At 38.1% G+C, this 19,273-nt stretch carries 20 protein-coding genes; 10 read left to right on the top strand and 10 right to left on the bottom strand.

Annotated features, from left to right (window positions below; genetic code table 11):
* The first annotated feature begins 11 nt into the window (after positions 1–11).
* Positions 12–896, top strand: coding sequence for a dTDP-4-dehydrorhamnose reductase family protein (locus OM33_RS18200; protein ID WP_040135716.1), 885 nt, complete (start codon positions 12–14; stop codon positions 894–896).
* On the opposite strand, the gene OM33_RS18195 is transcribed toward OM33_RS18200, so the two are convergent.
* On the bottom strand, positions 890–1,516 hold the full coding sequence (locus tag OM33_RS18195) for an NAD(P)H-dependent oxidoreductase (RefSeq protein ID WP_040135714.1): 627 nt from the start codon (positions 1,514–1,516) through the stop codon (positions 890–892). The two genes, OM33_RS18200 and OM33_RS18195, sit on opposite strands and share 7 nt — an antisense overlap.
* 101 nt (positions 1,517–1,617) lie before the next feature.
* On the opposite strand from OM33_RS18195, the gene OM33_RS18190 reads away from it, so the two are divergent.
* The 3 genes from OM33_RS18190 to OM33_RS18180 all read left to right on the top strand — a co-directional run bounded on the left by OM33_RS18190 (position 1,618) and on the right by OM33_RS18180 (position 3,001).
* Complete coding sequence (locus OM33_RS18190) at positions 1,618–2,283, top strand: tRNA (adenine(22)-N(1))-methyltransferase (RefSeq protein WP_040135712.1); 666 nt, start codon at positions 1,618–1,620, stop codon at positions 2,281–2,283.
* 89 nt (positions 2,284–2,372) lie between these two features.
* Positions 2,373–2,612, top strand: a complete 240-nt coding sequence (locus tag OM33_RS18185; protein WP_040135710.1) for a DUF2960 family protein — start codon at positions 2,373–2,375, stop codon at positions 2,610–2,612.
* A gap of 2 nt (positions 2,613–2,614) precedes the next feature.
* On the top strand, positions 2,615–3,001 hold the full coding sequence (locus OM33_RS18180) for an MAPEG family protein (protein WP_040135709.1): 387 nt from the start codon (positions 2,615–2,617) through the stop codon (positions 2,999–3,001).
* Positions 3,002–3,007: 6 nt separating this feature from the next.
* Here OM33_RS18180 and OM33_RS18175 read toward each other — a convergent pair whose 3' ends face one another.
* Positions 3,008–3,901: a TPR end-of-group domain-containing protein gene (locus OM33_RS18175; protein WP_040135707.1), complete on the bottom strand. Its 894-nt coding sequence runs from the start codon at positions 3,899–3,901 to the stop codon at positions 3,008–3,010.
* Between the two features lie 150 nt (positions 3,902–4,051).
* Between OM33_RS18175 and OM33_RS18170 the strand changes: the two genes are divergently transcribed.
* Positions 4,052–4,405: a RidA family protein gene (locus OM33_RS18170; RefSeq protein WP_040135705.1), complete on the top strand. Its 354-nt coding sequence runs from the start codon at positions 4,052–4,054 to the stop codon at positions 4,403–4,405.
* 218 nt (positions 4,406–4,623) lie between these two features.
* Here OM33_RS18170 and OM33_RS18165 read toward each other — a convergent pair whose 3' ends face one another.
* Positions 4,624–5,985, bottom strand: coding sequence for a sensor histidine kinase (locus OM33_RS18165; RefSeq protein ID WP_040135703.1), 1,362 nt, complete (start codon positions 5,983–5,985; stop codon positions 4,624–4,626).
* 146 nt (positions 5,986–6,131) lie between these two features.
* Positions 6,132–7,067 (bottom strand): LysR family transcriptional regulator, encoded by a 936-nt coding sequence (locus OM33_RS18160; protein ID WP_040135701.1) that lies wholly within the window; start codon positions 7,065–7,067, stop codon positions 6,132–6,134.
* Between the two features lie 109 nt (positions 7,068–7,176).
* Between OM33_RS18160 and OM33_RS18155 the strand changes: the two genes are divergently transcribed.
* Both OM33_RS18155 and OM33_RS18150 read left to right on the top strand, forming a co-directional pair.
* Positions 7,177–7,833 carry a nitroreductase family protein gene (locus OM33_RS18155; protein ID WP_040135699.1) on the top strand — a complete coding sequence of 219 codons (657 nt, stop codon included), beginning with the start codon at positions 7,177–7,179 and terminating at the stop codon, positions 7,831–7,833.
* 231 nt (positions 7,834–8,064) lie between these two features.
* Entirely contained in the window at positions 8,065–9,774 is a 1,710-nt protein-coding gene (locus OM33_RS18150) for an alkaline phosphatase D family protein (protein ID WP_040135697.1), read from the top strand.
* Here the strand turns inward: OM33_RS18150 and OM33_RS18145 are convergent.
* From OM33_RS18145 to OM33_RS18120, 6 genes are all read right to left on the bottom strand, one after another.
* Complete coding sequence (locus tag OM33_RS18145; protein ID WP_040135696.1) at positions 9,747–10,043, bottom strand: hypothetical protein; 297 nt, start codon at positions 10,041–10,043, stop codon at positions 9,747–9,749. The genes OM33_RS18150 and OM33_RS18145 overlap by 28 nt on opposite strands.
* Positions 10,044–10,128: 85 nt before the next feature.
* Positions 10,129–10,998: a M61 family metallopeptidase gene (locus OM33_RS18140; protein ID WP_234402782.1), complete on the bottom strand. Its 870-nt coding sequence runs from the start codon at positions 10,996–10,998 to the stop codon at positions 10,129–10,131.
* 19 nt (positions 10,999–11,017) lie between these two features.
* Positions 11,018–11,470, bottom strand: coding sequence for a tellurite resistance TerB family protein (locus OM33_RS18135; protein ID WP_040135694.1), 453 nt, complete (start codon positions 11,468–11,470; stop codon positions 11,018–11,020).
* 68 nt (positions 11,471–11,538) lie between these two features.
* Positions 11,539–12,768, bottom strand: coding sequence for a TMEM143 family protein (locus OM33_RS18130; protein ID WP_040135692.1), 1,230 nt, complete (start codon positions 12,766–12,768; stop codon positions 11,539–11,541).
* Positions 12,769–12,892: 124 nt separating this feature from the next.
* Positions 12,893–16,015 (bottom strand): efflux RND transporter permease subunit, encoded by a 3,123-nt coding sequence (locus tag OM33_RS18125; protein WP_040135690.1) that lies wholly within the window; start codon positions 16,013–16,015, stop codon positions 12,893–12,895.
* Positions 16,012–17,082 (bottom strand): efflux RND transporter periplasmic adaptor subunit, encoded by a 1,071-nt coding sequence (locus OM33_RS18120; RefSeq protein WP_040135688.1) that lies wholly within the window; start codon positions 17,080–17,082, stop codon positions 16,012–16,014. The genes OM33_RS18125 and OM33_RS18120 overlap by 4 nt, the downstream gene beginning before the upstream one ends.
* 180 nt (positions 17,083–17,262) lie before the next feature.
* Here OM33_RS18120 and OM33_RS18115 point away from each other — a divergent pair, with 180 nt between their 5' ends.
* The 3 genes from OM33_RS18115 (at position 17,263) to OM33_RS18105 (ending at position 19,215) form a co-directional block, all read left to right on the top strand.
* Positions 17,263–17,505 carry a DUF2164 domain-containing protein gene (locus OM33_RS18115; RefSeq protein WP_040135687.1) on the top strand — a complete coding sequence of 81 codons (243 nt, stop codon included), beginning with the start codon at positions 17,263–17,265 and terminating at the stop codon, positions 17,503–17,505.
* 146 nt (positions 17,506–17,651) lie between these two features.
* The gene (locus OM33_RS18110; RefSeq protein WP_040136961.1) at positions 17,652–18,389 is read left to right on the top strand and encodes a dienelactone hydrolase family protein; all 738 of its coding nucleotides are present in this window, start codon (positions 17,652–17,654) and stop codon (positions 18,387–18,389) included.
* A gap of 178 nt (positions 18,390–18,567) precedes the next feature.
* The gene (locus OM33_RS18105) at positions 18,568–19,215 is read left to right on the top strand and encodes a hypothetical protein (RefSeq protein ID WP_199922629.1); all 648 of its coding nucleotides are present in this window, start codon (positions 18,568–18,570) and stop codon (positions 19,213–19,215) included.
* Positions 19,216–19,273 lie beyond the last annotated feature (58 nt).

Genomic DNA, 19,273 nt, shown 5'->3' with positions numbered 1-19,273 from the left:
TTTGAGGCGTTATGACAAAGGTATTAATCACAGGTGCAACCGGTTTATTAGGACGGGCATTATTTCGTGTATTTTCACAGCAAGATTTTTGTGTCACGGGAACTGGCTTCAGCCGCGCTAAAGCGCCGATCAAACAAATAGATTTAACGAATAAAGACAATGTTACAGAACTATTGAACACGATTGAGCCAGATATCATTATTCACGCTGCTGCCGAACGAAAGCCAGATATGTGTGAAAACAATAAAGCACATACAAAAGCACTCAATCTTGCTGTGACCGAACATTTAGCAATTGAGGCAAAACGTTTAAATGCACGTTTATTTTTTATAAGTACCGACTATGTCTTTGATGGCACAACGCCGCCCTACTTTGAAGCATCTACACCCAACCCCTTAAACTTTTATGGTGAAACAAAAGTACTTGGGGAACAATGCGTATTGAGTGTCAGTGCAAATCATACTGTGATCCGTGTACCAGTGCTTTATGGCGATGTTGAAACACTGAGTGAATCTGCAATCACCACCATTACAGAACAAGTTCACACCAATCCCATTAGCAAGCACGATAACTGGGCTGTTCGCTACCCTACCCATGTCGAGGATATTGCCAAAACCTTAGTTGATTTAGCTAATTTGCCTAGCAGTGAAACTACAGGGATTTTTCATGTCTCTGATCACCAAGCATACACAAAATTTCAGATTGCAACGCTTACGGCAAGTCTTTTAAACCTTGATAAATCAGGTGTTACGCCTATTAATGAGCCAAGCCAAAGCGCCAATAGGCCACATAATTGCGCTTTAAAAGACACCCGTTTAAGCGCTTTAAATATTCATCATAGTCGTCCATTTTCAGAAGCATTCGCCAACATAGTAAAAACGCATTTAGATCATTGACCAAAAGGATGTTTTTCAGACAAGGTAACCAATTCATTTCTGATTGGCGATAATTGCTTGGCATAGAGTGTTAGTGCTTCTATGCCAATTTCCAGACGAGACACTAGTTGTAAATCGCGCGAGGTGAGGTTTGAGCCAGCAACATTCAGTGCCGCTAAGAACTCCTCTATATTATTAATAATTAGATGAAAAGGTAGCCAAACTAAGTGTGGATTCTTCGCACCATACCCTTTTAATAAACTGATTGGGTTATGTCCGCCACCAGACGCTGATACACCGATTGCAAAAGCAGGTTTGTGGGCTAGAGGAAAGCCACCTGCTGATCCATATGCTGTAAGCAACAGAGTATTATGTAATATTGGCGGCAACATGCCACCCCATTCTGGCGCAATAATAATCAGCCCGTCACATTGATATAAGCTATGTAATAATTGTTCTTTTTCAGTTAGAAGTTGTTGATTGGTAAGTGGCTCATAGTAATGCAGTAACGAACCATATTGGCACAAGTCTATAAGCTCTATTTCTAGAGCTCTCGATTGGAACTTTCCCAGAATAAACTGCCCTAACTTAAGACTATTAGACTCTTTTCGACCGCTGCCACTTAAAATAACAAGTTTCATTAAATGTACCCTTTCTTTTTTGGATACAATATACATAACAATTGTGATTTTTAAATTAAAAGTTGCTAAAATACGTAGGTCAATTGTTATCTTTTATTCTCATGCCTTTATCTAATCGCTTACAAAGCATCGCAAATATAATTTCAACCCCTTACCATCATATTTGGGATACCTGTTGTGATCATGGTTTGTTAGGTAAAGCTCTGTGCGGCTTTTACCCAAATAGCACAATTCATTTTGTTGATATTGCGGAGCATATCATGTATCAGCTTGAACAAAATCTTACACAAGTCATGGAATATACAAATTGGCAATGTCATACACGAGACGTAAAAACACTGCCCATTAGCCAATATGTAGGAAAACAATTGGTTATTATCGCCGGAGTTGGAGGAGAGTTAGCCGCGGAGTTTATTACTGCATTGACAAATCAATACCCAACTATCTCGTTGGATTTTATCATTTGTCCTGTCAACGATACCTATACGCTACGTTCCACCTTAGCAAGGTTACAATACGGGTTAGTTTCTGAAACGCTGATCGAAGAGAATAATCGTTATTACGAAACCATTTATGTGTCTTGTAATAGTAAAACCTTATTGAGCCTGGTTGGTGATTCACTTTGGTTAAATGCTAAACCTAGTATTGCCAAAAGTTACCTTAATCGCTTAATTTCACATTATGAAAAAGTGTCACAGTATAATCATGAGTTTAAACCTGCGCTTAATGCTTATAAAATAGTAAATGAGCGATTCAGCAAACACTGACGCTTTTAAACCACTTATACCGACTATTTATGCTTCTTAATTTTTACCAGGTAAGCATACGTTCGAATAACTAACTCACTAAGATTTTTATGGCTAAAAAAATACAATACACCTTTAATCATCAGCAAAAGTTAATAAACTTTGCTCAGGACAAATACAATTCTATGTTTGAAGCAATTGCAGCAGCAGAAGGGTTTGATATTTCAGATTATTCTAAAATGGAGCATCAAGTCACTTTATACGCAAAAGATAAAGCTGCTATTCGCAATTTCAGAGATGAGTATTTTAAAAAGTTAGGTGTAACCGACATTACTTTTATAAAAGAATAACTATGAATACGTTAATTTTATGCGCAATAATTGCAGCACTACTTCCCTATTTAGCAAAAGCGCCTGTTGCCATCGCAATGAATAAACAAGGAGGCTATGACAATCGTCATCCCCGTGCACAGCAAAGTAAACTCACAGGCTTTGGCGCACGAGCATTAGCAGCACACCAAAATAGTTTCGAATCATTATTAATCTTTACAATTGCGCTGGTTGTGGTATTTGCAAGCAATACCATAAACAGCACCACCGAAACCTTAGCGATTATTCACTTAATTGCACGTGTGCTTTATTGTATTTGTTATTATGTAAATTGGCATATATTGCGATCGAGCGTATGGTTAGTGGGTTTAATTTGCCCAATCGCAATGATGATCTATAGCCTCAATTAAAGAAGCTTATTCACTTAATTTAAAGCCTGCATCTTCTAATAGTTTTAAGAATGCAGGCAATACCTGAAGATTTTCAAATGCAAGTTCATTAACTAATTCATTTTTGAGATTAGGCGATAACTTTAATGCCATTTGCAAATCATCCATAGACTCTGCCAAACGATTTTCTTGTGCATATGCACAAGCGCGTTGCCAATATGCATAGCCATAATCAGCATCTTCGTCAATTGCTTGGTTGCACAATGCCACCGCTTTACTGGTTTTGCCTTGTTCAAGTAATGCATCCGCTTTATAAGTGATAGCTTCTACATCATCGGGTTTACGCTTTAAAATTTCGTCATAAATCTCAATCTTAGAATTCACATCACTTTCTAAATTAGCGCGCATCCATAGTGAATGAACTTCATTTGTTATGGTGATTTTTCGTTGATTATTGAGAATTTCTTCCGAACGTTCTTTTAATTGATTTTCAAGCACACCTAAGCGTGTTTCGTATTCCTCAGTAATTGACTTAACACGTTCATTAACAATACTTTCAACTTTGTTTTTTACATCACGTAATGAATTCCAGCCAACCAAAATCAAAATAGTTGCGGTAGCTGTAATAATGAACATTACGTTATTTATGGTATCGTTTGTGTACTCAAGTGCTCTGTCAGCAGCACTTAACTCAGTATGCGTAATTTGTTTTGTCGTATCTTCACGTAGTTTTTGCTGATCTTGTCGTAGCGATTTAAGCTCGTCTAACACGTATCGCTCTAATAACGGGCGATAAAGCGGTTCATTTAACTCTTTAAGTGCTTTTTCTTGTTGTTGCTCACTCATTTGTTTTGAGTCATTTGCAAACACAGTAGCACTTAACATTGTTATGATCAGAAGAACAATAAATTTTAATTTCATTAATATAACCTTATTTTTTCAAGTCACCAATATACATCAATCAGTTATAAGCTACACCCATGTTTTATAGATTATGCTTTGATTTACATATAAATCCTTGGTGTGTTTTGGTAGAGTTTTGCCCTTGCAATTAACGTTTAGGAATTTTATATGAGCATTCAACGTATCCAGACAAATCAACGTATGAGTCGCATTGTCATCCACAACAAAACCGTTTATTTATGTGGCCAAGTCTGTGCAGATGCCACCAAAGGTATCAAAGAACAAACACAAACGATGCTCGATAAAGTCGACGCTTTGCTTATCGAAGCAGGCAGTAGCCGCGAAAATATATTAAGTGCAACTGTTTATATTAAAGATATGCAATATTTCAAAGAGATGAATGAAGTATGGGATGCCTGGGTACCTGAGGGTTATGCACCAGCACGTGCTTGTGTTGAGGCCGCAATGGCACGCCCTGAGTTACTCGTTGAGGTGTCGGTAGTAGCAGCACAAAAAGATTAAAATACAGTGAGTTAGCCTTTTCACTTTTATCGAAGCATCACCTCAATTACAAAGGGTATTGAGTTCAACTAGATGCTAGTCAGAACAAAAATAGAAAGTTCTTAGGCAATTATTTAACAACCAGTAATCGCGTTTCTGCAAGCCTTCTATTTTTGTTCTTTTATTAAACTTTCATCTGTTTAACTTATAGCTCACAGTAAAATTATCCCGTTTACTTATTAAGCGTAAGGTAAAGTTATTATAAACTGACAGCCCCGCTCTTCAGGTTCTTTTAGTGCAATTCTTCCCCCCAGTTTATGATGCACAATATTTGAAACAAGCGACAAACCCAACCCTGTTGAACCATCACTGCGCGTTGTAGTAAAAAATGGGTCAAACACTTTTTTATGCAGATTGTGATTAATTCCTTTTCCATTGTCCTTGAATGTTATTTCAATAACGGAGTGTTTACTACTGATATCAAGGGTGATTAATTTTTGCTTATCATCACTATTAAACGCATGTGTCAGCGAGTTTTGTACTAATTGTATGATTACTTGAGCGAGTAAACCTTGTTGCGATGTAATCTCAAATTCTTCTGCGTAGTTTAAAGCTACTTGAACTCCCTTTTCATTCGCTATTGGTAGCACAGTTTCGATAACCTGGTTACAAAATACAGCCAGATTGAACGGTTTTGCTGTATCACTTAAAGAAACCATCGACACTTGTTTAAAACTTTCAATTAAACGAGACGCTTTAGCAATATTATTTTCTGCAAGCGATAAGGTTTTCTTTTGTTCTTCAAAAAAACATTCCAAGTTTGTTTTCGTCAAGCGCCCTGAACTAAGCATGGTTTTGCCTTTTTTGATTTCTTCAAGGGCATGAGAAATAGACGTAATGACAATACCAAACGGCGTATTTAATTCATGGGATATACCTTTGATAAGTTCACCAAAGGCTGCAAATTTTTCACTTTCTATTAATGATTCTTGCGATGCTTTTAATGCAGCTAATGATTGTTCTAATTCAAACGTTCTTTCTTCTACCACCTTTTCAAGATTGGCATTGAGCGTTTTAAGCTCCACTTGATAATCACTTTTAAATTTAGCGTTATAAGCCCTACCGTAAACTTCTGCTAAGGTAAGCACAAATGTCACTTCTTCATCACGCCAAGTTTTTAAATTATCACCTTGATGCTCACAACAAATAACCCCTATCATCTTGCCAAGATGTCGAATTGGTAAATCTAACATTGAGCGAATATTGAGAGGTTTTAGATAATCTTGTGTGAATTCAAAAGTTGCAGGGTGAAGCGTGGCATCATCAGCAATAATTGCTTGTTCTGAATCCAAAGCCGCAAAATAACTTGGAAAGTGTGCTCGTGCTAACTCAATGCCTAGTGATGGAAACGATTGTCCTTGTTCAACAAGAAATTCACAAAATATATGGTCATCTTTTAATAACCATATACTTGCTCTGGTAATATTTAAAGCGGTGGTCGCAGCGGTTAAAATTTCTTCAGATGCTTTACTTAGATTACCGCTATCTACAGATTGCGACAGGCTTAATTTAAATAACTGCTTTTCAAACGATGAATGCATACTTAGAACTGCTTTAAACAAATACCACGTTGAGTATAGCTTATATTAATCTGACACTGTTTATTTAATAGCTGCGTGTTAAAACCTATATACTTTAGTTGCTATTTTCTGAAAGGACGCGCTTCTTTCGTGAGCATTTGCCAATATTATTTAACGGCATTAGCTTTCACTAAGCCTGCTTTTTCGAGCCTTTCAAGCAACATTTTAGCTCGCTTTCGACATTCATCACGAACCAACCTAACAGCAGGTGTTATCGATTGGCGACTTGGGCATATTAACCAAAGTTCTGTGCTTTTATGTGGATAATTAGCCATCAATGGTACTAAATTACCAGCAAGTAAATCCTCTGCAATATCAATTGCAGATTTCACTGCAAGACCTTTACTTTTTAAACACCAACGTCGTACTAAATCGCCATCATTTGCTGCACGCCTTCCTTTCATTTTAATTTTAGTTATTCGATCATTATCAAAGAACTCCCAGGTATCGTTAATACGTTCTTGTAACTGATAAAAAAGCCCTTGGTGATGCTCAAGATCAGCTGGCATAACAGGTGCTTCATGTGTTTTTAAATAATCTGGCGAAGCACACAAAATACGAGGCACATTACATATTTTAAAGCCAAACATACTGGTATCGTTTGGCTCTCCATAGCGCAGTGCTAAATCGACAGTATCACGGTAAAAATCAATATTACTGTCGCTAATATGACTTCTTAAACTCAAGTTAGCATGTGTTTCGAGTAGTTCATCAAGCCAAGGGATCACCACGTTACGGCCTAAATCAGATGACAGTGCAATTCTAAGCTCACCTTCAATGTCTGTGTTGTCACTCTTAATGTTTTGTTCTGCAAGTACCAGTAGGTTAATCGCTTCTTCACACTGCGGTATGAAACGTTCTCCGGCATTTGACAGTCGTAAACTTCGCGTAGTACGAATGAATAATTCAGCCCCAAGCTCTGCTTCTACTCGTTTAAGTGCGGCACTTGCTGTAGCAGCTTGCATATCTAACAAAGTTGCGGCTTTTGAAATACTTTGTACTTCAGCAATTTTGAGAACGAGTTTTAAATCTTCAACTAACATATTAACAACTAATTTTTGATAATGATTCAAACATTACCGTGTTTTCAATGAAATAATCAAGCGTTAAACTGTTTTTAAATTTACAGCGTCATCTTGTTAGGAGCATTTAATGACACACCCAATTATTTCTGATTTAACGCGTCGATATACAAGTAAACGATATGATGCAAACAAAAAAGTTTCACAAGCAGACCTTGATGTGATCCTAGAAGCAATTCGTCTTTCACCATCATCGATTAATTCACAGCCTTGGAAGATTATTGTCATTGAATCTGATGCAGCGAAAGAACGTATGCATAATACATTTGCCAATAAGTTTCAGTTTAATCAACCTCACATCAAAACGGCATCACATACTCTATTATTTGCATACAACCCTAAGTATGCTCGCACTGATTATGAAAAAGTAATTGATACTGATATTGAAAATGGTCGAACAAAGCCTGAAAACAAAGATCAAGCCTTTGGCGCATTTGCTTTTGTCGATTTAAACACCAATGACGATGGTAATAATGCGCACTGGACTAAAGCACAAACTTACATTGCGCTTGGCAATGCGATGCATACAGTCGCGCGTCTTGGCATCGATTCAACACCTATGGAAGGGGTAGATAAAGATTTAATCAGTGAGTTATTTGCCGATGAATTAAATGGCTACATTTGTGAAGTGGCATTAGCAATTGGTTATCATGAAGCAAGTGAAGACTACAATGCATCACTGCCAAAATCACGTTTAGCAAAAGAAAAAGTGATTACTATTTTGTAATCACTCAGTTTGACAATCAAAAACTAGCGTTTTGATTTTTAAAACGCTAGTTTAGCCCTACTCACTCTAAATACTTTTATATGGTCAATCGTTTACCATCCTTTGTTTTAAATTAGCTTTATCTATTAAACTGTTACATTCATTAACACATAACAGGACAGAGGTTTGACCAGACCCAATTCTGTCATATATGGTAGGTATGATAATAAGAAAAAACGAAAGGTCACCCTCATGAGTCATAATTTCTCACGCAGAAACTTCTTAAAAGCATCACTATATGGTCTTGGTGCAGCAACAATTGGTATGTCATTAACCGGCTGTAATAGTGATGATAATAAACTTGCAGAAAACGAATTTGCAGTTAGCTTCAATCACGGTGTCGCTAGTGGCGATCCATTAAGTGATGCGATCATTCTTTGGACACGTGTAACACCAGCAGGTTCGCCTCAAGGAGTTAACTTAACATTACAAATTGCTGACGATGAAAGCTTTGAATCTAATCGTGTTCAACAAACCGTTGTCGCATTAGCATCAAATGATTACACAGTAAAAATTGACTTCACGGGCTTAAATGCGGGCAGTAAATACTATTACCGCTTTGTTACTGAAGATGAAACGTCACCTGTGGGTCAGTTTAAAACACTACCAGAAGGCGATGTCAGCAGTGTTAAATTTGCCGTTATGTCATGCGCTAATTTCCCTGCCGGGTATTTCCATGCATATGCCGAAGCTGCCAAAATGACTGATATTGATGCCGTGCTTCATTTAGGTGATTACATTTATGAATATGGTGCAGACGGATATGCGACTGAGAACGCTGCGGCATTAGGTCGAGAACTCGCTGCGGATAACGCAGAAGAAATCTTGAGCCTTGAAGATTATCGTAAACGCTATGCACTATATCGCAGTGACGCTTCATTACAACAATTACATGCTAACAGCCCATTTATCGCTGTATGGGATGATCATGAAGTAGCTAATGATACCTTTAAAACAGGCGCAGAGAACCACAATGAAGGTGAAGGCGATTTCACAGAACGTAAACTGGCTGCACTGCAAGCTTATTTTGAATGGATGCCAATCCGTCCTTACGTAAAAGGCCAAACTGAAAGTTTATATCGTCAGTTTGAATTTGGTGATCTGGTATCACTTTACATGCTTGATACCCGTCACGAATACCGTGCTAAACCGCTTGATTACGCAAATTATATTGACCCTGTTTCAGGCCAAATTGACAGCAACCGTTTTATTCTCGACTTAATCGAACCAAGCCAAAAATTAATCGGCACAGATCAACTTATTTGGTTACAAGATGGCATGGTGAATTCAAATGCAAAATGGCAAGTCCTTGGGCAACAAGTACTTATGAATCGCATGCATATTCCAGCTGAATTACTAGCTGAATTAGCAAATCCAAGCACACAAACTGCACAAACCCTAACTGAACTCGCGCAAATTAAAGGTAGATTGCTTGCCGGTGATCCAACTGTAACAGAACTTGAAAAAGCCCGCGTTATGACAGTTGCTCCTTACAACTTAGATGCGTGGGATGGCTACCCAGTTGAACGTGAACTGATTTTACAAACGGCTCACAGTTTAGGTAAAAACCTTATTACCCTTGCTGGTGATACGCACAATGCATGGGGTGGCCAGCTTAAAGATGGCAAAGGGAATGTATGCGGTTATGAGTTTGCTGCAAGCTCAGTGAGTTCACCGGGTTTGGAGTACTATTTACAGCTACCAGAGCCTATGGCATTGCAATTTGCTGAAGCACTTAAGCTGTTAATCGATGATCTTGACTATGCCAACATTCACCAACGAGGCTTTATGACAGTGACATTTACCGCTGAAAAAGCTCACAGCGAATGGCATTTACTGTCAAGTGTGCACCAATCTGACTATCAAATGATCTCTCAATCATCTGAGGTATTAGCGAAATAAAACGTTTCTTTTATTTCACTTAACATTTCATTATTGAGTTGAAAAAGGTGATTTAGCTGTTGTTCTAACGCGGCTTCATCACCTTTTTTCATACTGCTTAACATCGCCGCTTTTGTATTTTCCTTAAGCATCTCGTAACGCGAAACAATACTCTCAAACGCATAATCTACATTCCCCTCATTAAACGATTTATCGATGAGCGGAAACTCAACAATTTTTGCATCACTTAATAACATCGTTAATTCTTCTTGGCTTAGTTGTAAACTCATATTTAGTACCCGCTGGTGGTGTTAACAACACAATAACGGGTAAAAAATTAACCCAAAATGAACTTAAAACCAGACTCAGCATTTTCTACTTTTCCAATGTTTTGGGTTGTATTAGTTGCCTGATTTGCGCACTCGAAATAGCGGGGAAGTCTGTACGATTTCGATAACGAAAGTAATGCGAAGAGAAAATTGCTGAGCGTGATAGTCGATCCAAATCTTTCACGAAATTGATGCCAGTCTCTGTATTTTTGTGACTCTGGCGACAACACACTTGGTAACGCTTAATTAAAGATATTAAGTTTGGCTTATTTTGTTTTTTCAAGGCGTTTTCTACCTCAATAAAATAAGCGACCCCAGTCCAATAAACGCGCTGAAAGGCATCTATTTGCCACATATTTTCACTTACAGAATTAAGTTTGCCTGTTTTTTCCTGAGTATTACGTTTGCCGCGCGATAAACCTGCCGATATTCGCTGATAAAATTCTTCACGGGTAATCACTCTATTTTGAAACATAATTAACTGCTGTAAGTATGTTGCCAATCCTTCAGCAAGCCAAAAATCTGAATACTCAAATAGTGGGTGATAAAGATGCGATAGTTCGTGATAGAGTGTCCAATCCTTTTTTAATTGTGCAAAAGATGCATAGCGAAAAAAGTGGAGTTCAATACTATCGATATCTCCGCGAATAACACGTGCCCATGGTACTGGCTCTGAGGCAAAATAGCGCGGTTTTAAATCAAAATGATACCCTTCTTGGAATGGTAACCCTAACGTAGTTTGACTTGCATTGATGCCTGAATTTATCCACTGTTTGATTGTCTTTTGCTGTGATAAAGACAAGGTTGATAAATTGCTAAAAGTCACCTCTTCTTTTTTTGTAAATATAGGTTCATTTGCCGTAACCATATTAAGCAGTAATTGGATGCATAAATACACATTAAAGGTACTAAGCAAATATCGCCTCAAAGTCAATTTATTGTATTCGACTCTCTTGAACATTTATTTTCGCTTGAATAAAGTCTGCATGGGTAACATACATAAGGCCCGATATTTTTCGGATAATATGATCCTCCTGACCGTCCAAACTACCGTCAGCGTAGGCCACTTGCCAAAGGAATTCGATTATTTCAATCCGTTCCACATCATTGGTATTAGCATTCACTACGTTTACAAAAGAATAGAGATCAATCGCTTGTTCAACGAGTTGTTTCGCTTTATCTAATAATTGAGAGGTTGCTGTGATATCTAAATCACAGTAGGTAATTAATGTTTGTTCAATACTGTCTAGTTCTTGCTTGTCAGTGTGACCATCCGCTCGCATCACTTCAACAAGTAAGGCTGCTAAACCCGTTTTGAAATCGATTGAATCTGTTTCGGTGTTTTTTTCATCAAACTTTCTGAGTAATGACTTTAAGTGTGCGATCATATAGTTACTCCAATTTTTCATTAAATCGACATATCAATGAATTCTGATTAAATTGTTCAGAAATACACCTAGTATTGATAAAAATTATCCCAGCGTGCATCAAGTGTTTGTTTGGCTTGGTTTAACGTTACAGCTTGATACTTGCCATGTTCTACCTTTGCTAAATCAAAGCGTACAAGCTTTTCTAATGCATCTGATATTTCGAAATCGAGTTTGCAGTGGTAACTGTTCTCGAACCATTGCTCAATGGCAAAATCGAGCTCTGTTGCCGAGACAGGTTGTTTTTGCTTCAACAAAAACGTGTACGCAATAATCGCTTCTTTACAATCTTCTTCTTCGGCAGCATCGATGAGTGTGTGAAATACGCCGGCATTGTTATCCAAGTTTTTAAAATAAAGGTTATCTGATAGTGCTTTCATAAATTTGATTTTTCTATTCTTAAACTTACTCCACTCTTTAAAAATAAAACTACCAAATACACCTAACCCTATGCCGAGACTCAACATATGTTGTTGTGTAAATTCGACATTTTCATCACGTAACCCAAGCCAAAAAGAAAGCAAAGCGATCAACAATACAATAGAAGCACCTAACTTAGTGACTAATACCACTGCACCACCAATAGCAGCTGAGGCACTGATAATGAATTTATCAATTGGGCGCATTCTTACTTCACTATTCGGAAATAACATTTCTAAATCCGCTTTAGGTACGTTTTGAAATAATTTAATAATGGTCGAACCTGGCTCAAAACCAAGCGGTTTTTTGTTACAATTCTTGAAATATGCTTCATCTTTAAACCGGATAAACACCGCTACCCTATCGTAATTTGTAAAGCTAATCGTTTGCTTTTTAAGCCCCCACCAAGTTCGCAAAATTTCTTCTTTGATTGACATGCCTCGTCGATAAAAAACGACCTCAGCAAAATCATCAAATGACACCGCTAAACGTACTTTAAATAAAGACTCTTCATTTAATGCATCTTTGAGATCTTGATCCGTAATAACTTCATAATTTGCGGCATTCAAAACGTTTGCAAAAGCTGTTGCAAAACGCTTTTGACAAATTAGTTTATCTTCTTCCGTTAAGTGTTTAATTAAATAGGTATCAGCATTTGGGTCAAAAGGGGCGTAATTATCCTTTAAATCGTCAAGTTGCTTGTGATATTCAAAGTGAATAATACTCGCGAATAAGTCGCTAAACTCCCTGAAAGAGCTCTGTTCTTGCTGTGAAAATAAGCTTTGACACATTGTGACTATGTCGGATTTTCGAAATGGAATATAACGCTCTAATGACATGAAATGAATTGATAAGTAATCAGTAATAAGACTTTACCCTGTTAACCTAAACAAACCAAATATTTAGCCACCGAATACAATATCTAAAAGAAAAAGGCTCATAAAAATGAGCCCTTCTTCATTACTACTTAACTGATTTTTCTTTTACTACGGCGACCAACAATGCAGGTAAAAAGGTAATGGTCAGTAAGGTCGATACCAAGATACCACTCATTACAATAACACCAACACCGCGATAAAGCTCAGTACCTTCACCTGGGATTAAAACTAATGGGGCTAGACCAAACAGGGTAGTAGCTGTTGACATTAGTATTGGCATTAACCGTTTTTCAAGTGCTTTTTCAACCGACACTTTTACACTTAGCCCTTTATCGACAATGTATCGCCGTGTTTGATCTACAATGAGAATGGGATTATTTACCACTGTGCCAAGTAATATTAAAAATCCTAACATGGTTATCATATCGAATGGCTGATGGTAAGCACTGAAACCTATTGAAGCCAGACCACTGTTAATACCATTTACCAGCACAAGCCCTAAAAGCCCTCCCGCCATTCCTAAGGGTACAGTGGCTAAAATGAACATCGGGTAACGCCAGTGTGTAAAAATAGCGACCAACAATAAATAACTTAATACCAAGGCGATAATAAAGTTACTTGAAAGGGCTTCTTTTGTTGCCTCTAACTGATCAGCTGCACCACTAATATTGATTTTGATGCCTTGCGCAATTTTACCTTGTTGCCAAAGCGTAGGCAGTAACTCAGTACGGACTAATTGCTCTGCAGTTTCAAGCGCCACCTCGCGCGGAGGGATGATGTAGACAGTTACTGTGCGATTGCCATCAACACGCCTAATCGAGTTGCTATTATTAGACTTTTTTAAATCAGCTAACGCATTTAACGGTAAAATTGCCCCATCAGGTGTTACTATTGGTGAGCTAGCAAGTTGATCAATATTTTGTCGATTACCGGCACCACTGAACAAAAACATATCAATTTTATCGTCATTGAGAATAAACTCATCAACGTAGGCGCCATCACTCATTGCCGCTATTGTATAGCCAAAATCGTTATTGTTAATACCGAGCTCTGCCAATCGTTGCCAGCGCGGTTTAATCTCTACCAGAGGTTGATCTAAGGTTAATGAGCGTGGATCAGAGTTAATTTGAGGTTTATCAAAAACGTGATTGGCTTCATCATAAACAGCCTCTGCGGCAGCATATAAATCAAAAATATTACTGCCAGCGATATCCACCGCTACAGCACGAGTACCACCATCGTTACTTGAAATAATCGAACCACGAGAGCTAAATGCACGCATCTTAGGGTATGAGCGAAACTTATCTGTAATTGCATCCATCATGGCATTAATATGTGCAGGGTCGACAGGTGCACTTAAAAACCAGATGCGTCCCACTGAGACCGACATTGAGTAGTATTCAAGAGCTGGCATTGTATCGTTTCCAGCAAGAAACTCGCTGTTATCGGCATTAATATAACCATCAAAGTATGCACGTAGTTCGGTGCCTATTTTCTGCATTTCACTTAAGTTATAGCTTGGTGGCGCTATCATCATAGAGAATGCTTTCGGCTCTTCACCCTCAGGTAAATATTCCGCTGCTGGCATAAAGACCAGTGCACTGCCTAATATACCTACTGCAAATATTACAATGCTTATTCGCGCGCGCTTGGTAGTTTGAATTAACCAAAATGCCGGTTTCAACCAGCTTTTTGATAGCACCAGCTGCTTATTTTCATGCTTATTTTTGTCTATGTGTGCAATTGCGGTAGGCACAATAAATATGGCTACCAGCATTGATGCAATAATTGCCCCGGAAATAGCAATGGCGATATCAGAGTAAAGTTGCCCTGCTTCTTGTTCGACAAATAAAATTGGTGCAAACACCATCACTGTGGTTGCCGTGGATGCAAGTACCGCTGGCCACACCTCTTTAACACCGTTTATTGCAGCTTGGCGTTTGCTTATCCCTTTCATTTTTGCTTGAACAATTGCTTCTAACACTACAATGGTATTATCTACTGTCATACCAATGGCAAATGCAACACCAGCTAATGAAATTACGTTGATGGTTCTGCCAAATAAACTGAGCGCGAAAAATGCTGCAATCGTGCAAAGTGGTATACCAATCACACCGACCAGTGTTGCGCGGCCAGAGCGCAAGAAAAAATACATCACTAATGTAGCCAGTAATGCACCCAATGCTAAATTCACCCACACATTTTGTAATGAACTACGCACATATTTAACGTCATCACTCATCAATTTAAGTTCAAGCCCGTTATGGCTGAGTAACTGTTGGTTTAACTCTTCGACAATCGGCAGCATGTTATCTTTGATTGCCAGTACATTAGAGCCACTTTCACGCCTTACTGATAAACTTAATGTGCGCTCACCATCGGAAAACGACATACCTCGGGTTTCAAAATGATCGAGTGTGACTGTTGCAACGTCTTTTAGTAAAATTGTTGCCTTATTTTTGCGCGCAATAATTAAGTTTTCTAATTCATCCAAGTTTTCAAATCGCGCTGTTACTCTCAGTAAATAACGGCTTGTGCCCGATTCAATATCACCTGCTGAGGTATCTTTGTTTCTGCTTCGAATTGCACTTCTTAATTGTGCTAAACTAATTCCCCGCTGCGCTAATTTGTGCTCATCCACTTTGATTTGAATTTGTCGTTGTGCCCCGCCACCAACGCGCACTTCTGATACACCTTCGACACTCTCCATACGTGGTCTTACGTAATCTTCGGCAAAATCTCGCAGTAAATCCACATCTAACTGTAATGGATTACCTGCGACGGGTTTAAGGGTAAAGTACATAAATGCATTACCCGAGAAAGAACTGGAAAATAAACGTGGTTGGTCAACATTTTCTGGGTACGCTGGCACTTGGCTAAGCGCATTATTAACGCGTATTAGTGCATCATTCGCATTCACACCAAATGGAAACTCAAGTTCAATACTCGCTGAACCCATTTCACTGTAGGATGTCATCCGAGATAAATTCGCAAGCCCTCTTAAATAACGTTCTTGCTCAATGATTATCTCTTTTTCAACATCTTGAGGGGTCGCACCCGGCCAACCTGTTTGCACTGTAATCGTTCGTACTTCTAAATCGGGGATCATTTGCACGGGTATATTGAGTGCGGTAACTAACCCCAGAATACTGGTGATTAACACCGCTACTGTAACTAATGTCCCTCTTGTAACTGCTGCCGCGATCATTGCGCACTTCCTGAAACTGAATTCACGACAACACTGTTATTGTCTTTCAAATTTTGCACACCATTTATTACATACGCTAACTGCTTTGGTGCGCCGAAAACGGCAACTTCATCACCTCGAAACGCCAATACATCTACAATATGACGCTTGGCAACATTGTTTGTTACAGAGAACACGCTGTACCCCCCATCCGGATGATGTTTCAATGCTGAGCTCGGTAACCATATTTTTTGTGGATTAGTGTGAGGTAAAGCAATCGATGCCCGTGCAGATGTACCTGAAATTAGCTGATGTGTTTCATCAATATCAATGTACACATCAAAGGTCCGTGTTAATTCATTACTCGCGCTAATCACCTGTGAAATGGTTTGCTCAAAAGGAACAGTATTGAGCATATCTGGTGTAATGCGCACTTTGAGTTTTTCCGATTTAAAATAAGGAAAATATTCCTGAGGAACCGCTAATTCAAGGCGTAATTGGTTTGATGATACCAAAGAAAGTACGCTCGTTTGCGGTGTAACCCATTCACCAACTTCCACAAATCGTTCAGTTATCACACCTGAAAATGGCGCTGTTAAGGTATGTCTGTTAAGCGTTTCCAATTTCTCGGCTAGAATTGCACCTGCTTGTGATTTATCAGCAGCCGCTTTTGCCATTGCGGCTTTTCGCTCAGCAATAAGTGTTTTTGCCACAACCTGATTTTCAGACAGGGCAATTACCTCTTGATATTGACGATGTGATTCTTGGTATGTGATATCACTGGCATTTAACGCGGCGTCCGCTTGCGCTACTTGTGAGTTTGCAATGACATTATTCAACGTCAGTAAAACATCACCTTGTTTAACAAACTGCCCTGCTTCAACGGCAATGGCTTCAATAACACCTGGCGTTAAAACCGAGACATTAGCATGCTGTTTTGATTTTATTGTGCCTGATAGCATCAGCTGGTCATTCTCTTGATTTTGCTTGGGGTAAACAAGATCAACCGATACGTCTTTTGCTGTAACCGCAAAGACAGCTAACAATAGGCTAAATAAAAGTGTATTTTTAATACCCTGAATGTGCATAGTTAGCGCACCTTTCTTAAATGATAATTATTTTCATTAATTCTAACTAAAATGAATTTGATAGACATCACTTTGCGATGAAATACGACGTTTATTCGTTAAAAAATAAAATCCACATTGCAAAGTAGTTTATGTAATGTATTACTATAGAGCCAACGAATCTATTTCCAACGACATTACATGACAATCAAACTAAACGATCACGATAAGCAGCTGTGCATTGAAAAACTGCAAAACTATTTTGAAAATGAGCTAGAGATTGAACTTGGCCAATTCGATGCTGACTTTTTACTGGATTTTATTGCAAAAGAAATTGCTGCATCTTTTTATAATCAGGGTCTGTATGACGCTCAAACGCTTCTGCAAAGTAAAATCGATACACTTTATGATGGCTTTAGCGAACTCGAAAAGCCTGTTCGTTGATTGTATTGATTAAAATCGTAATTATTATTTCACCATGCTAGCTACAATAAAGCTAATGCGTGCTACGTGATATTAATATATTTCATATGCAATTCCCCTTTATAGATTTTAAAATTACCCAATTTTTTCATTTTTTAGTAAACCTTATGATTATTTCACAGCATCAACATGATTTAGAAACAGCAACAGGTACTATGCGTACCTATCGTTATTCTCCAATCGAACCTGGCAATTACCCTTGCTTAATTTTTTATTCAGAAATTTTTCAACAAACCGCGCCCATTGCACGCTCTGCAAAAATATTAGCTGGCCATGGTTTTCATGTATTAGTACCTGAAGTATTTCATGAGCTTAATCCAATTGGTACCGTACTTGGCTATGATGATGCAGGTAAAGAGAAAGGCAATAACGATAAGTGGACTAAACCTCTTGAAGCCCATGATAGTGATACCGATGCCCTCATTAAATTTGCTAAAGACCTCGAAGGTTGTAATGGTAATGTTGGGGCAATAGGTGTTTGCATTGGTGGGCACCTAGCTTACCGTGCAGCATTAAACCCCAATATAAATTCCGCATTTTGCTTATATCCAACTGATATTCACAGCGATACACTGCCTGCAAATAAAGGCAATAATTCGCTAGAAAACATCAATAACATCAAAGGTGAAATTCATTTCATTTTTGGTAAACAGGACCCACACGTGCCTGTTGAAGGAAGAGTAAAAATATATCAAGCTTGTCAGCAAAGTGGTATCAATTTTCAATGGCAAGAAGTCAATGCCCAACACGCATTTATGCGAGATGAGGGTGAACGCTATGACCCTGCTTTAGCATTACTAATGTATCAACAAGCGGTATCACTATTTAGCCGCACTTTGGCTTAATCACTGCTAAAGTTAGATTAATGTAGTAAACAGGTTTTGTTTGCTACATTATTAACGTTCGTTTAACCTTTTCTTACAGTCACTTACACTTTTAGACGAAGTATTACAGAAGAAATATTTACCTCTAACATTTCGAAACCTACACTGCCCAAATGTACTTATGGCAGGAACGCTTTTTGTGAATACCCTCTCAACTTTTTCGTCTCAGCATGCTGCTAAATCTGTTATAAAATGGAATTTAGTTTATATTCTTGTTGTCGTCTCAATGTGCCTTATTGTTAATCTTAGCGTTCGTTTAGATTATTATTTATTGCAAGGCATTCCTGAATTATCAATAACGGAAACACTACAAGGCCTTGCTCTTATCTGCATTAATATTTTATTTTTTAAAACGATTAAAGTGAGAAATGTGGGTTCTGGTAGTTTATTAGTGTTTGGTTTTTTCACTGCATTATTTATTCGTGAATGTGATTTTTGGTTTGATAAAATAAGCCATGGCTTTTGGTTATATCCCGCTTTAATATCTTCGCTCACTGTGCTGTTTTTATTTTTTAGAAAGCGCAAAAAGGCTATACAAGAATTTATCAACCTACTTAAATTACCCGCTATGAGTAAAGTTATTGTCGGCGTAGTTGTTTTAATTATTTTCAGTCGTATTTTTGGTACAGGCAGCTTTTGGCGTGATGTTGTTAGCCAAGATGCCTTTGTGGTTAAAACAATTATCCAAGAAGGATTAGAATTACTTTGTTATTGTTTTATCACGATTGGTGCTTGGGAAACCTATAATCAAGCTAAAATGTTAAACACTAAAGACTGTAGTAACTAATCGCTTTGATGTTCCATGTACAAATCGTTTTTAAAATACGATTCCCTGATATCAAGTT

It is taken from the genome of Pseudoalteromonas piratica (assembly GCF_000788395.1).
GTDB lineage: Bacteria > Pseudomonadota > Gammaproteobacteria > Enterobacterales > Alteromonadaceae > Pseudoalteromonas > Pseudoalteromonas piratica.
Note: the sequence above shows the minus strand (reverse complement) of the source record. Positions and strands in the feature narration are given on the sequence as shown.